A 13,139-nucleotide genomic window follows, 5' to 3' on the forward strand; every position below is an offset into this window, starting at 1 on the left:
ACAACTGCAAAAGCGTCGCGGCTCTCGCCTTCACAAGGACCCACCACCATCGCCAGGCTACAAGCCATCACCGCCTACGCCACAGATATCGCCCGCGCTGTCGGCTTCCTCAGCCGCATTCGCATGCCGGATGCCGTCTTCCATGGCCATGACGGCAATCTCGGGAAGGTTGCCCGCGCTTTCCCGGCTGCCGGCGCGCTCATCGCGCTCCCCGCAGCCCTGCTGTTCGGCGTGCTCACTGTAGGCGATGTCGATCCGTTGCTGGCTGCGCTTCTGGCGCTCGGCCTGCAGACGCTGCTGTCGGGCGCCCTGCACGAGGATGGCCTCAGCGACGCCGCCGACGGGCTCGGCGGCGGACGCGATGCGGAGCGGGCGCTCGCCATCATGAAGGACAGCCGCATCGGCACCTACGGCGCAGTGGCGCTGATACTCTCCTTCGCCCTGCGCGCCGCAGCCCTTGCCGCCATCGCACGCGGTCTGCCTCCTCTTGCGGCAGCCCTGACGTTGCCCGCAACCGCCGCCCTCAGCCGCGCCGCGCTGGTCTGGCACTGGCACCGTCTTCCGGTCGCAAGGCCCGATGGCGTCGCTGTCGCCGCCGGCCAGCCGGACAGCGAGGCAACCCTCGTAGCGGTCGTAAGCGGCGTGCTGCTCGGCGCGCTGCTGCTCTGGCAGAGCCTGACGACAATCGCCCTTCTCGACGTCATCGGCCTTGGCGTCGTCGTCACCCTGGCATTCACCGCCTATGTCCGGCGCAGGCTTTCCGGCCACACTGGCGACACCATCGGCGCGACACAGCAGATTTGCGAAATCGCCATTCTCTGCGCCCTTGCCATGGCCGTCTGAAACCCCGATATGAAGCCCATGCAAACACCCTGCGTTCTTATCTGCAACATCGACGCCGACAGCGGCTTGTGCGTCGGCTGCGGCCGCACCCTGGCGGAAATCGGCGGCTGGTCGACCTACGACGATGCCGGGCGCCATGAAATCATGGCGAAACTGCCGGACCGGTTGGCCGATCTCGTCCCGCGCCAGGACGCTGCCGAATGAACCGTGTCACCGTCTTCCTCGGCATCCTTGCCATCGGACTGGCACTTTTGGTTTTCAACCATGACAGCGGCACCACCTTCGGCATCGACAACGACGATTTCGGTCGAATCGTCTACCTCCTGCCGATCAGCCTGATGCTGGCGGCCGGTATCTGGGCCAGCCGGCGCACCGTCAGCGAGACCTTGCGCAACCTGTTCATATGGCTGGTCATCCTGCTGGCGCTGGCCACCGCCTATCTCTACCGCTACGACGCGCTGGATGCAGGCAACCGGCTGATGGCCGGCCTCATCCCCGGCCGCGCCTTTGTCGTCACCACCAGCGAAGGCGGCCAGGAAGTCATCCTCCACAAGCTGCTGAACGGCCACTTTTCGGCAGACGTGATGATCGATGGCCACCGCATCAACATGCTCGTCGACACCGGCGCAAGCCTGCTGGCCCTCACCCAGGCCGACGCAAAGCGCATCGGTCTCGACCCGAAGACCATGAACTATTCGATGTCGATCATGACCGCCAACGGCCGGGGCCGTGCCGCGCCCGTGACCCTCAAATCCGTCGGCATCGGCCCCATCGCCCGCCAAGACGTCGCCGCCGCAGTCTCCGAGGACGGCAAGCTGGACCAGAGCCTACTCGGCATGAGCTCCCTCGAAACCTTGGGCTCGATGCAGATGCAAACGGACGAACTGCGGCTTCGGGACTGACGGTGTCCGCCACTAAGTCTCCACGGCTGGATGAGCATCGATATGAAATTCTGGCGGAAATTGCAGCGGTGATTCCCCAAAATTGATGGTTTGCTTTTTGTGCCTATTGGTGGATTTTCTACCGCCTTGTGCCTTCCTCTGTATGTTTTAAGGTGCGCGGGCCAACCCCTGTCGACACTTAGGAAAAATGTTATGAAGCTGCCCGTCGCCGCCTTTGCTCTTGCTCTCACGCTTGGTTCTGGCGCATTTGCGCAAGAGGCCGTTGTGGGTGTTGCCAATCCCGATCAGCTGTTTACCAGCAAAGATCCTGCGCTGAACCACAACAAACAAGTGACCTATAAGATCATCAAGGAACTGCTCGAGGCCAATCAATGGGATCGCGCTGATCAGTATTTGACCGCGCGGTATATTCAGCACAATCCCAATGCAGCGTCTGGGCGTCAGGGTGTGATTGATTATTTCACAAAGGTCCTCAACAAGAAGCCAAGTCCTGTTCCTGAAAAGATGAGCACCAAGATTGTCTCCGTGGTGGCCGAAGGTGATATTGTCACCGTCGCCTATCCGCGCGAGGTCAAGGATGCCAAGGATCCGACAAAGACCTATACCACCACCTGGTTTGACAGCTGGCGTTTTAAAGATGGCAAAGCGGATGAACATTGGGATTCGGCATTGAAACCCTGAGGATCAAGGGGATATCGCATGAATGGGCGATCGACGCTGGTTGGTTCACAGCAACCGCGGATCGTCGAGCATGATCGCATCCGGGGCCAGCTTGCGCAGTTTCTCCAGCCCCTCCGCATCCACCAGTCCCACCGGGAACTGCGGATAGTGCGGTAACGGCACGTTGCGCGGTTGGCCGACCATGATGGCGACCTGCAGGCCGGCTTTGCGGGCCGTGGCGATGCGGTCGGCGCTGGCCTCGCCCTGCCACAGGCGAAACCAGTCCGCTCCGAGGTCAGCGGCTTCCTCAGACGAATCGGCATCGGGCAACAATCCGAGGACCGCCATTTCACAGCCCATGCTTCGGACCTCGGCAATCAGACCCATGCTGCGCAGCCCGAGGATGGCGCGCCGGGATGCCCCGCCGGCCTCGACGGTGCGGACGATCTCGGCGATGTGCGTTCCATCCGTCAATTTCACATCGAGCAGGATGCCGAGCGGTGCAGATGCGGCTATCGCTGCTTCGAGGGTGAGAAGGTCCGGGACGAGGTCTTGCAGCGTTGCGAGATCGAGCGCCTCGACAGAACGGGGGTCGCCGGCGATCCTCTGCATGTCGGCATCGTGCAGGCAGACGAGAGCGCCGTCGGCACTGACGCGGACATCGGTCTCCACCGCATCGGCGCCAGCCTCGCCTGCCAGCGAAAATGTTATCGCGGAGTTTTCAGGACCGAGTGCCGCGCCGCCGCGATGGGCGATGACCAGAGGCCGGCTCCGCCCGGTGTCAATCCAGGATCCGAATGTCATTGTCTGCTCCACCAGCCCATGCCGTTGCAAGACCGCTTTAGGTAGACGGCTTTTGTATCGGCTTTGCGACGGAGGGCGCGTGGGCGGTGGAAAGGCCTAGTTGCGCAGCCGATAGCCCGTTCTGAAGATCCAGTAGACGGTGGCCAGACAGATCGCCAGGAAGAACAGCACCATGCCGAGGCTGACCAGCGGGTTGACGTCGGCGATCCCGTAAAAACTCCAGCGGAAACCGCTGACGAGGTAGAGCACCGGATTGAAATGGCTGACCGCCTGCCAGAAGGGCGGCAGCATGCCGATCGAATAAAAGCTGCCGCCGAGAAAGGTCAGCGGTGGCACGACAAGCATCGGGATAAGGTTGAGCTGCTCGAAGTTCTTCGCCCAGATCCCGATGATGAAGCCGAAGAGGCTGAACGTTACCGCCGTCAACACGAAGAACAGCACCATCATCAACGGATGCTGGATGGTGACGTGCACGAAGAAATTGGCCGTCAGCAGGATGATTGCCCCGATCAGCATTCCCTTGGTGGCCGCCGCCCCGACATAGCCTAGCACGATCTCGGTCATCGCCACCGGCGCCGACAGCACCTCGTAGATGGTGCCGACGAATTTCGGGAAGTAGATGCCGAACGAGCCGTTGGTGATGCACTGGCTGAGCAGCGTCAGCATGATCAGGCCGGGCGTGATGAAGGCACCATAGGAGATGCCCTCGACCTCCTGGATGCGCGAGCCGACGGCCGCCCCGAAGACGATGAAGTAGAGCGACGTCGAGATGACCGGCGACACCACGCTTTGCAGCAGCGTGCGACGCGTGCGGGCCATTTCGAACATGTAGATGGCTTTGACGGCCTCGAAATTCATTGATCGTCTCCGACAAGCTGGACGAAAATATCCTCGAGCGAGCTTTGCCGCGTCGAGAGGTCCTTGAAGGCAATACCGGCAGCGGCAAGGTCGGTCAGCAGCCCGGCGATGTTGCCGTGCCCGTTTTCGGCATCGAGCTCGTGGATGAGCGACAAGCCACCCTCGCCGATTGTCAGCCCACGGCCTTCGAGGCTGGGTGGAAGGACGGCGAGCGGCGTGTCGAGGTCGAGGATGAGCTGCTTTCGGCCGAGCTTGGCCATCAGCGCCGTCTTGTCCTCGACCAGCAGCAGCTTGCCGCCATTGATGACCCCGACGCGATCGGCGATCTCCTCGGCTTCCTCGATATAGTGGGTGGTGAGAATGATGGTGACGCCCGTCTGGCGGAGCTTTTCGACCACCTGCCACATGTCCTTGCGCAGCGTCACGTCGACGCCGGCGGTGGGCTCGTCGAGAAACAGGATCTGCGGCTCGTGGCTCAGCGCCTTGGCAATCAGCACCCGGCGCTTCATGCCGCCGGAGAGCTCGCGCAGCATGTTGTCGCGCTTGTCCCACAGCGACAGGTCGCGCAGCACCTTTTCGATATGGGCGGCGTTGGCCTTCTTGCCGTAGAGGCCGCGCGAAAAGCTCACCGTGTTGAAGACGGTCTCGAACTGGTCGGTGGTCAGTTCCTGCGGCACCAGCCCGATCATCGACCGCGTCGCGCGAAAATCCTTGACGACATCGTGACCGTCGACGAGCACCGTCCCGCCGCTTGGGTTGGCAATGCCGCAGACGATGGAAATCATCGTCGTCTTGCCGGCGCCGTTCGGTCCGAGCAATGCCAGGATCTCGCCCTTCTGGATATCGAGATCGATCCCCTTCAGTGCTTGAAATCCGTTGTCATAGACTTTGGTGAGATTGCGGATGGAGACGATCGGGGGCATGGGCGAGATGGGGCTCTTTGATTATTTTTGCGGCAACAGCCCGCTATATAACCTCGAACCGGAGTTTTGCCAGAGCGCCCCCGGCGAACAATCTATTCGGCAGCAGAGATGACCCGTTACAGGGCTGAGTTGCCGGTCGTTGCCATCCGCCGCGGCATCCTTCTCAGTTGCAGTACCTCCGTCCGCCCTTCCTTTCGCGAAGGTCGAAGTGGAAATGGTTCCAGTGTTCCGGATTACTGCCGGGGCCCATGACGGTGTCGAAATAGTTGCAGCTGTCGGTGCGCACCGCCTTCAGCAACGCGCCTTCGCGGAAGGAAAACAGCCCCTTCTTCCGGATATCGATGGCGTGGCCGTTCTTCAGCACGAACTTGCCCACATCGATGGCGTTCCCGTGCGCATGCTCCGACATCGGGTTGTAGCGTTGCGCGCTGTTGTTCATCCGCCGGCAGGAATAACCGCCGAGCGGGATGATGGTGCCGATCCCGGAAAGATAGCGCAGCCGCGCCGAGGGAGCCAGTTCGTTCTTCACCCATTTGGCAAAGGCCAGCGTCACCTGGCAGTTCAGCGTTACCGCCGGCCGGACGGCGATGTTGCCGGAGAGGCCGCGCAGCGATATCGGATAGGGAACCTGGCAGGCTGGTCCTTGCGAGATCGCCGGCTTGTCCTGGAAGACGACGCCCATCTGGCGCAACTGCTGGCGGCACTGCAGTTCGGAATTGGGCATGGCGGCCGACATCGGCGGTGGCGCTTGTGGCGCCTCGTACTGCGGCTCCGTGGTGGTCATCGGATTTTCCACGCGCGGCAACATCGCCACCTGCTGCCCCTGCAGCCGTGGCGCGGTCGATTGCAAGATCTGCCTCTGGGCGCTGGTGCGAAGCACAGGCCGGTTCGCCTGGACGGGATTATCCGTGCCGATGCCGCTGACGACCGGCTCCTCGGACTGGCCCTCGGCGATGTTCTGCTCTTCCTCCTCGGCCAGCCCGACGACCCGTTGCGGGGTGCCACCGACACCGAGCTCTGCGTCCATATTGATACCTTCGGCAGGCACCGGCGATGAATTCTGCGCGGAACGCTGCGATGCCAAGCCGGTGGACTGCGGCGCCACCATCGCATCCGGCGACTGGGCCGCAGACTGCCTGCCGCTGACATGGCCGACATCGGCAAGGTTTGGCGTGTCGAGGTAATCGACGGAGGCCGAGCTCACCGGCGTCGTCGTGCTCTGGTAGGTGTATTGGCTCGGTGGATTCGTCGGCACGGAGCGGCGCGGCTGGATCGAACCGACACGCGTCTTGTTGTCGATGCCAGACGGCGGGACGAGGCTGTCGGCAGAACAGGCAATCAGTGTCGACGACAGCAAAACGGGCAGCACTGCCCGCCGCAGAAAGGGAAAATACGCCATACACACACCACTTCCGACGCCGCAATCGATCGGCAATCGTGTACAAATTTAAGCAAAATTGGTGAATGAAAGCTTAGCGGCATGAAAGCCGGCGAAATCGGAGGGAAAACTCGCCCCCGGCCCTTTTGCAAACGGCGGCGTTTGCCTTACGGTGCGTCATACATATCAGGCCCGACAGGAGAAGCCGACATGAACGACACCGCCAAGCCGCTGGGCGAACTGACGCTGCGCACCCTGGCGATGCCCGCCGACGCCAATCCGGCCGGCGACATCTTCGGCGGCTGGGTCATGGCGCAGATGGATCTGGCAAGCGGCATACGCGCCGCAGAGCGCGCCAAGGGCCGCGTCGTCACCGCCGCCGTCAAGGAAATGGCCTTCCAGCTGCCAGTGAAGATCGGCGATACGCTGAGCATCTACACCCACATCACCCGCGTCGGAACAACCTCCATCACCCTGCTGATCGAAGCCTGGGCACAGCGGTCGCGCTACCAGAAGATGGAAAAGGTAACCGAAGGCACCTTCATCATGGTGGCACTGGCCGACGACGGAAAGCCGAAAGCCGTTCCGCCGGCGGAGGAATGACGGGAGGCAACCTCACGCCAGGGGCAACTGTGTCGGAAAAACGGGGGTGGACCTGGCCTTCACCAGCCGGGTTATCTGCCGCTGGACCTCATAAAGCGCAAGGCAACAGGCGATCGTCGCCACAACGATCAAAAAGAACGAACCGGTGTCTAGCCCGAAATTTCGCATCCACCAGTAGGCAAAGGCGATCAACACCGTCTGGTGCAGCACGTAGCAGGTCAGCACCGACCTGTTGAGGTAGGTGATCACCGGGTGAGACCGGGTGATCAGGGCGCGACCGTAGCCGAGTATCGCCACCATCGCCGACCACTGGAAGATCGATCGCCCGATACGGTGTATCACAGCCACCCCGAGGCTGCGGGCACCCGGCGGATAGGCCACCAGCAGGCAAGCCAGAATTACCAGCGACACGATGGCGACAAGCGCCGCATGCTTTCGGTAGCGGACTGCGGTCGCCCAGAATTTCTCGTCCTCGGCAATCACATAGCCAAATGCGAAAAGCGAGAAATAGACGATGTGGGCGTACCAGTCCGAGCCCACTTCCATCGTCTCACCGAAGATCGGGAAAAGGGTGAGGCGCAGAACTGCGAGATAGAGGATCGGCCAGACAAGCAGGCCACGGCCTTCCACCAGGCGCCTGAGACCTGCGGTCAGGGGCGAAAGCCAGCCGCGCAGAAACGCCAGGCCCAGGGTCAGGACGACCGTGTAGAGCCAGAGATAGCCAATGAACCAGAGGTGTTGCAGGCTGACCAGCGAGACCGCCTGGCCATCCTGGACCATGATGGTGCCGAACTGGAGATAGATCCCCCAAAAATCCAGATAGGGAAGGTCCGTCGCCGACGCAGCCTTGAGCGCGAGGTAGATCTGCGGCGGCACCAGCACGAAGATACCGAGCAGCAAGGGCGGAATGAGCTGGAGCGACCGCTTTCTGCGGATATCGGCCGGCGCAAGCCGCTTGGCGAGCGCTGCCGTCGAAATCCCTGACACGAGAAACAGTAGACCGAGGCGCCACGGATGCAAGGCAAGCAGCAGCAGATCGAAGGCCCGGTTCGGAGTGCTGGCCTGCAGCAGCCACGACCTCGTCCCGAAGATAAGTGCGGTATGATAGACCATCAGAAGCGCGAAAAGCACGACGCGGATCACGTCGATGTCGTGTCGGCGCTGTGCCTGCCCATTCCTTCCCATGCCCGCCCCCAAGCGCCAAAAAGACTGACACAACCGCGAGCGTCCAGGCACCCGACAATTCACAATCCAAGGTAAGGACGAGAAGTTAATTAAATCGTAACGGGTGCCATCTGGGATTGCAGGCGGGAGGCCGCACCGCAGCCTCTCACGTTACATGCCTGGATGCAAAACTCACACCCGCAGGAACTGCGAGCCCTTGCCGAAATCCAGCCCGTGAAAGATCTTGGCGTTCAGGTCGCCGGGCGGCACATCGAACTGCTTGTAGAGCATGGCGGCAGCAACTTCGCGGACGTCGGCCGTCGGCATCAGGTCGCGGTCGTCGAGCAGTTGTTGGTCGCCGATACCCGGCCATTTGCCGAGTACCTTGCCGCCTTCGATCGCGCCGCCGGCAAGCAGACAGCATCCGCCGGTGCCGTGGTCCGTTCCCCCGGAGCCGTTCTGGCGGACGGTGCGGCCGAATTCGGTCATCGCCAGCACCACCGTCGTTTTCCAGACGTCCGGCCCCATCGTATCTTTCAGCGTCACGATCGCCTGTGTCAGGTCTCCGGCCGCCTTCTTGAACTGGCTTGCCTGCTGGACATGCGTGTCCCAGCCGTTGATCGAGAAGCTGGCGATCCGATAGTCGCCGCGCAGCATCTTGGCCGCCAGCCCGGCGATATCGGCGATCTGTTCGCCCCGCTTGGCGCCGGGCGGCATGCCCATCTCGGCCGACTGGTCTGCCCGCGTCGCCTCCTCCATGGCCTTGGCAAAGGCCGGGTCGTTGGCATAGAGGCGCTTCAGGAACTGCGCCTCGTCGCCCCCCGTCCCGAGCGTCGAATCCGATGCCCAGACATCAGCGACGTTCGGCCCGGAGAGAATGAGCTCCGTCGAGGTATTGATGTCTATCGCCTTGCGCGCCGTCGAGCGCGGTATCACTGCAAGCGCCCGGTTCAGCCAGCCGGTTTTTTCCTCCGCCACATGGTCGCCGCCCGATTCCAGCATGTCCTGGCCGTCGAAATGGCTGCGCGCATTGCGGTAGGGGGTCGAGACCGCATGGATGAACGCCAGTTCCCTCGCCTTCCACATCGGCATCAGCCCGGCGGCAGCGGGATGAAGCCCGAAAAAGCCGTCGAGGTCGAGAAGCCCCTGGTCCGGCCTGATGGCGATATCCGGTCGCAGTCCCGCAAATGACGTGTCGCCATAGGGCTGAACAAGGTCCAGCCCGTCCATGGCACCGCGCAGGACGATGGTGACGAACCGGTTGTCGCCCGGCATCGCGGCAAAGCTTATCGGCGTGAACACGGGCGCTGCGGCGAGGCAGCAGGCGGAGGCGAGAAAGCTGCGGCGGGAAAGGGACATGATCCTGCTCCTAGCGTCGGTTGAAGTCGGGCGAGGCGAGCACCAGTGTCAGCCCCGTCATCCGGTTGGGTGCCTGCGAGACGACACGGATGGTGTCGTCTCGCGCCGCATCGGCCAGCGTCGTCTTGAGGAACTCGCGCGGATCGTCCTGCTTGCCGTATCGACCGGCGGCACGGCGGGACCATGCCAGCCGCTCCGACAGGGCGCTGGCATTGATCCAGGCGTCGAAACTGTCGGGAAAGCCTGCCGGGCTCGGCGGCTCCCACACCGGCTCCCCCATGCGGCGAAGGGCATAGAGCCCGAGGCCCCGCGGCACATAGAGGGTCGCGTCGAAGGCCGCCTGCTCCTGCTTGCGCCGCTGCGCCTCGGCATCGGCAGCCATATCGCCGGGCGGTGACATCTGTGCGCCTGTGGTACCGCCGCTCATGCCGTTGACCATGGTCGCAACGCCGGCAGCCGTGACCGGCGCAGCCACCACAGGCGCACTTGCCGCGGCTGCCGCAGGCGCCATGGCCGGGGTGCCCGCCGGCGACATCGTCGCGGCGGCTGCTGCCTGTGGCGTTGCATCGGCGACTTCGAGGCTTTGCGGCGGCGGACTGACAGCCACTGGATTGCGCGGCATATTGAGGGCGCGAAGCCCGGCGACGACGAAATCGAACGGCGAACGCGCCTTGGCACCCTCGCCGCTCCAGGCATCGGGATGGTCGAGCATGGTGGCATAGACGGCGGTCAGGTCGCCCTTGGTGTTCTTCCAGCAATCGACCATCACGTCGATCATCGCTTGCGGCGGCTGGTCGGCGACAAAATGCGCGACCAGCTTGCGACAGATATGCTGGGCGGTCTTCGGATGAAGCGCCAGATTATCAAGCATGGCCAGATAGTCGCCTTCGCGACGGACCTTGCCGCCATAGGCCACGCCCAGCACGTCGTGGCTGCCGGGCTCCGACATGCCCGGCTTGAAATCCACCAACACCGCCTGCCGGTCGAGCGCGATACCGGTCAGCACCATGGCGGCCGAGCGCACGTCGGCTTGTGTGTAGCCGCTGCCCGCACCGAGCGTGTGCAGTTCGATCAGTTCGCGCGCGAGATTTTCGTTGAGGCCCTTTTTCTGTTTCAGGCCGGCAGGCGAGTTCGGTCCCAGCGATTGCGACTGGTCGAGATAGATCAACATCGCCGGATGGCGCGTCACCGCTTTCAGAAGCACGGGAAACGGCGCACCGATATTCGGACGGATCGCTTCGGCCTCGAAGAGCGGCACGATCAACCGCATCTGCTGGGTCTTCTGGGCGCTGACGGAAAAATGGTTGACCCAGAAGCTTGCCAGCCGCTCGTAAAAGCCATTCGGCGAGAACACCGCCTGGGCGATGCGCGCGTCCGCGTCGCGCTGGTAGATGGCGTCGAGGCGGTGGTAGACCGCATTCTCCCGCGCCCGTTTGGTCTCATCGGGATCGTTGCCCTTGCGGATCGCCTGCAGCTGGTCGGCGACATCGGCCACCGCCTTGCGACGGGCATCGAGCCCGCCGACGGGAAACAGCGGCGGACTGGCGATACCGTCCCTGATCTGCGCGAGAAGGGCCTGCTTGTCGGCGGGCGGAGGTTCGCCCGGCCGGAGACCGGTGCCAAACCGCAACGCTGCCATTGTCTGGAAAGAAATGCTCATGCCTGCCACCGTTATCGTTCGTTCGGGGATCAAGAACGAGTGACAGGCTGCCAGCCAATTGCGTCCGGAATGTTCGGAAAATGCGGCTTTTTCCAGACATGGACAAGATGTAACCGGACGCGGACGAACCTGTCCGGATGTTAATGCAGGGCGATCAAGGCGAGCAGCGACAGAAGCAGCGCCGGCACCATCACCACGACGCCGAGTTTCAGGAAGGCGAAGGCTCCGACCTGCAGCCCTTCGCGCCGGAGTGCCGTCAGCCACAGGATGGTCGCCAGCGAGCCGGTCACCGACAGGTTGGGGCCGAGATCGACGCCGATCAGGATCGCCCCGGATATGGTATCGGAGGCGTGCGCCGCCTGGACCGCACCGCCCGCAACGAGGCCTGCCGGCAGGTTGTTGACGAGATTGGCGAGGAAGGCGACGGCAACGCCGGCAACCGCCGCCGTCTGGCCCGGTGCCGAGGCTGCGCCCGCCGAAAGCTGGTCGGCCAGCATCTTGGTCAGCCCGGTCTTCTCCAGCGCCTGGACGACGACAAAAAGCCCGCCCACCAGCGGCAACACGCTCCAAGACATCGCGCGCAACGTCTCCATCGGGCTTTCCCGGCCGACAACCACGATCAGCGCTGCCGTCACGAGACCGCAAACGAAAGTCGGCAATCCGAGGTCGAGACCGAATGCCGAGGCGCCGATCAGGATCAGCGCGGTGACGACGAGACCGGCACCGGCAAGCTTTGCCGTCGGCGTCAGATGCGGCGCCTCGACGTCGCTGGCAACGCTGTCCTGCAACAACACGCGGCGCTGCGTCCAGTAGAGAAGCACGTATGTGGAGACGACGGCAGCGATCGACGGCAGCGCGAAGGTCGCAAGCCAGCGCCCGAGCGGCGGCATGTGACCCCCCCCGAAAATCACCAGGTTGGCAGGGTTGGAGATCGGCAGCACAAAGCTCGCGGCGTTGGCGATGAACGCGCAGATGAACAAGTAGGGCAGCGGCTCCTTGACCTTGGCGGCCTTGGTCGCCGCATAGACGGCCGGCGTCAGCACCACGGCAGTCGCATCGTTGGACAGGAACACGGTGACGACGGTGCCGACGATGTAGATCAGCGCGAACAGCCGGATTGGCGAACCCTTCGCGCGACTGGTGGCGATGGCGGCCAGCCAGTCGAACAGTCCTTCGCGACGTGCGAGTTCGGAGAGCAGCATCATGCCGACCAGGAACAGGTAGACGTCCAGCCCCTTGCCGACGCCCTGCCATGCTTCCGGCAGCGTCAGCAGCCCAAGGGCAACCAGCAGCACGGCGCCGGCCACGGCCCATACGGCCTCAGGCCAGCGAAACGGTCGAGTGATGACGCCAAGCGCGGTCAGGGCGGCGATGCCCCACGTCAGGGGAACGGCGTGGCTCATCATAGGCTCGGGCCCATCCTCAGAGCTGCCTGCATGTCTTGCCTCCTGGTTTCACGACCAAATCATTGTGTTGAATGTCATAGTTGGCGTCGGGCCGGACAACGGTGCCGACAGCGCCGACCCTTTACGTCACGAGCCCTCACCGGATCACCAAGGCATCGGGATGAAGACTGCCGGACACCGGGTTCACTCAGTTATTTGGGAGGTGTCGGCTGCGTCCGGGAGCTGGTTGCGCACAGATCGTCCGCAATGAACGTAGGGCCGCTTGGTCGACCACACGGCCGGTCGGCGCCAAGGGCTTTCACCCGGGATCAAATAAAAGGGCCTGGCGCTGGATAAGGCGATTACTCCGCAGCTTTTTTCTTTGCCGGCTTTTTCTTGGGTGCCGCTGCGGCGGCAATTTTGGCGTCCTCTTCTTCCTTGGCAAGGCGGAGGGCGCGCAGTCGGGTGGTCTTGGCTTCGCGGGCGCTGTCGCGCGCGTCGATCAGCGTGTAGGCCGCCTCGTTGGTCGCGTCGATCTTGGTTATCGCGGTTGGTCTTTTTGTCGGCGCGTCGGTCATGGGGTCGGTCTCCGCGTTCTGC

The 13,139-nt window shown here is 63.1% G+C and carries 14 protein-coding genes; 5 read left to right on the forward strand and 9 right to left on the reverse strand.

What is annotated here, in order from left to right; genetic code table 11:
• The first annotated feature begins 66 nt into the window (after positions 1 to 66).
• The 4 genes from EQW76_RS03095 to EQW76_RS03110 all read left to right on the forward strand — a co-directional run bounded on the left by EQW76_RS03095 (position 67) and on the right by EQW76_RS03110 (position 2,426).
• Positions 67 to 843: an adenosylcobinamide-GDP ribazoletransferase gene (locus EQW76_RS03095; protein WP_142822992.1), complete on the forward strand. Its 777-nt coding sequence runs from the start codon at positions 67 to 69 to the stop codon at positions 841 to 843.
• An 18-nt stretch (positions 844 to 861) separates the two neighbouring features.
• Positions 862 to 1,047, forward strand: coding sequence for a DUF1289 domain-containing protein (locus tag EQW76_RS03100; protein ID WP_142822994.1), 186 nt, complete (start codon positions 862 to 864; stop codon positions 1,045 to 1,047).
• Complete coding sequence (locus EQW76_RS03105; RefSeq protein WP_142822996.1) at positions 1,044 to 1,745, forward strand: TIGR02281 family clan AA aspartic protease; 702 nt, start codon at positions 1,044 to 1,046, stop codon at positions 1,743 to 1,745. The genes EQW76_RS03100 and EQW76_RS03105 overlap by 4 nt, the downstream gene beginning before the upstream one ends.
• Positions 1,746 to 1,937: 192 nt before the next feature.
• A complete protein-coding gene (locus EQW76_RS03110) occupies positions 1,938 to 2,426 on the forward strand; it encodes a nuclear transport factor 2 family protein (protein WP_142822998.1) in 489 nt (162 codons plus the stop codon).
• A gap of 45 nt (positions 2,427 to 2,471) precedes the next feature.
• Here the strand turns inward: EQW76_RS03110 and EQW76_RS03115 are convergent, their stop codons facing one another.
• The 4 genes from EQW76_RS03115 to EQW76_RS03130 form a co-directional block, all read right to left on the reverse strand.
• Positions 2,472 to 3,209 carry a glycerophosphodiester phosphodiesterase gene (locus EQW76_RS03115; protein WP_142823000.1) on the reverse strand — a complete coding sequence of 246 codons (738 nt, stop codon included), beginning with the start codon at positions 3,207 to 3,209 and terminating at the stop codon, positions 2,472 to 2,474.
• Between the two features lie 96 nt (positions 3,210 to 3,305).
• On the reverse strand, positions 3,306 to 4,067 hold the full coding sequence (locus EQW76_RS03120) for an ABC transporter permease (RefSeq protein ID WP_111221792.1): 762 nt from the start codon (positions 4,065 to 4,067) through the stop codon (positions 3,306 to 3,308).
• Entirely contained in the window at positions 4,064 to 4,990 is a 927-nt protein-coding gene (locus EQW76_RS03125; RefSeq protein ID WP_142823002.1) for an ABC transporter ATP-binding protein, read from the reverse strand. The genes EQW76_RS03120 and EQW76_RS03125 overlap by 4 nt, the downstream gene beginning before the upstream one ends.
• A 163-nt stretch (positions 4,991 to 5,153) precedes the next feature.
• Positions 5,154 to 6,389: an extensin family protein gene (locus tag EQW76_RS03130; protein WP_142823004.1), complete on the reverse strand. Its 1,236-nt coding sequence runs from the start codon at positions 6,387 to 6,389 to the stop codon at positions 5,154 to 5,156.
• 189 nt (positions 6,390 to 6,578) lie between these two features.
• On the opposite strand from EQW76_RS03130, the gene EQW76_RS03135 reads away from it, so the two are divergent.
• Complete coding sequence (locus EQW76_RS03135; RefSeq protein ID WP_111221789.1) at positions 6,579 to 6,971, forward strand: acyl-CoA thioesterase; 393 nt, start codon at positions 6,579 to 6,581, stop codon at positions 6,969 to 6,971.
• A gap of 12 nt (positions 6,972 to 6,983) precedes the next feature.
• Here the strand turns inward: EQW76_RS03135 and EQW76_RS03140 are convergent, their stop codons facing one another.
• The 5 genes from EQW76_RS03140 to EQW76_RS03160 all read right to left on the reverse strand — a co-directional run bounded on the left by EQW76_RS03140 (position 6,984) and on the right by EQW76_RS03160 (position 13,117).
• Entirely contained in the window at positions 6,984 to 8,156 is a 1,173-nt protein-coding gene (locus EQW76_RS03140) for an acyltransferase family protein (protein WP_142823006.1), read from the reverse strand.
• A 171-nt stretch (positions 8,157 to 8,327) separates the two neighbouring features.
• Positions 8,328 to 9,494 carry a DUF1501 domain-containing protein gene (locus EQW76_RS03145; protein ID WP_142823008.1) on the reverse strand — a complete coding sequence of 389 codons (1,167 nt, stop codon included), beginning with the start codon at positions 9,492 to 9,494 and terminating at the stop codon, positions 8,328 to 8,330.
• A gap of 10 nt (positions 9,495 to 9,504) precedes the next feature.
• On the reverse strand, positions 9,505 to 11,154 hold the full coding sequence (locus EQW76_RS03150; protein WP_142823010.1) for a DUF1800 domain-containing protein: 1,650 nt from the start codon (positions 11,152 to 11,154) through the stop codon (positions 9,505 to 9,507).
• 140 nt (positions 11,155 to 11,294) lie between these two features.
• On the reverse strand, positions 11,295 to 12,557 hold the full coding sequence (locus tag EQW76_RS03155) for an arsenic transporter (protein ID WP_142823012.1): 1,263 nt from the start codon (positions 12,555 to 12,557) through the stop codon (positions 11,295 to 11,297).
• Between the two features lie 344 nt (positions 12,558 to 12,901).
• Positions 12,902 to 13,117: a hypothetical protein gene (locus tag EQW76_RS03160; protein WP_142823014.1), complete on the reverse strand. Its 216-nt coding sequence runs from the start codon at positions 13,115 to 13,117 to the stop codon at positions 12,902 to 12,904.
• Between the last annotated feature and the right edge of the window lie 22 nt (positions 13,118 to 13,139).

It is taken from the genome of Rhizobium sp. rho-13.1, from assembly GCF_007000305.1.
GTDB classification, from domain to species: Bacteria; Pseudomonadota; Alphaproteobacteria; order Rhizobiales; family Rhizobiaceae; genus Rhizobium; species Rhizobium rhododendri.

What these genes read in the sequence shown, in the direction of transcription:
- EQW76_RS03150 (WP_142823010.1), bottom strand. Translation starts at nt 11,154, where the DNA reads ATGAGCATTTCTTTCCAGACAATGGCAGCGTTGCGGTTTGGCACCGGT.
- EQW76_RS03135 (WP_111221789.1), top strand. Translation starts at nt 6,579, where the DNA reads ATGAACGACACCGCCAAGCCGCTGGGCGAACTGACGCTGCGCACCCTG.
- EQW76_RS03155 (WP_142823012.1), bottom strand. Translation starts at nt 12,557, where the DNA reads ATGAGCCACGCCGTTCCCCTGACGTGGGGCATCGCCGCCCTGACCGCG.
- EQW76_RS03140 (WP_142823006.1), bottom strand. Translation starts at nt 8,156, where the DNA reads ATGGGAAGGAATGGGCAGGCACAGCGCCGACACGACATCGACGTGATC.
- EQW76_RS03125 (WP_142823002.1), bottom strand. Translation starts at nt 4,990, where the DNA reads ATGCCCCCGATCGTCTCCATCCGCAATCTCACCAAAGTCTATGACAAC.
- EQW76_RS03105 (WP_142822996.1), top strand. Translation starts at nt 1,044, where the DNA reads ATGAACCGTGTCACCGTCTTCCTCGGCATCCTTGCCATCGGACTGGCA.
- EQW76_RS03120 (WP_111221792.1), bottom strand. Translation starts at nt 4,067, where the DNA reads ATGAATTTCGAGGCCGTCAAAGCCATCTACATGTTCGAAATGGCCCGC.
- EQW76_RS03115 (WP_142823000.1), bottom strand. Translation starts at nt 3,209, where the DNA reads ATGACATTCGGATCCTGGATTGACACCGGGCGGAGCCGGCCTCTGGTC.
- EQW76_RS03160 (WP_142823014.1), bottom strand. Translation starts at nt 13,117, where the DNA reads ATGACCGACGCGCCGACAAAAAGACCAACCGCGATAACCAAGATCGAC.
- EQW76_RS03130 (WP_142823004.1), bottom strand. Translation starts at nt 6,389, where the DNA reads ATGGCGTATTTTCCCTTTCTGCGGCGGGCAGTGCTGCCCGTTTTGCTG.
- EQW76_RS03145 (WP_142823008.1), bottom strand. Translation starts at nt 9,494, where the DNA reads ATGTCCCTTTCCCGCCGCAGCTTTCTCGCCTCCGCCTGCTGCCTCGCC.
- EQW76_RS03100 (WP_142822994.1), top strand. Translation starts at nt 862, where the DNA reads ATGCAAACACCCTGCGTTCTTATCTGCAACATCGACGCCGACAGCGGC.
- EQW76_RS03110 (WP_142822998.1), top strand. Translation starts at nt 1,938, where the DNA reads ATGAAGCTGCCCGTCGCCGCCTTTGCTCTTGCTCTCACGCTTGGTTCT.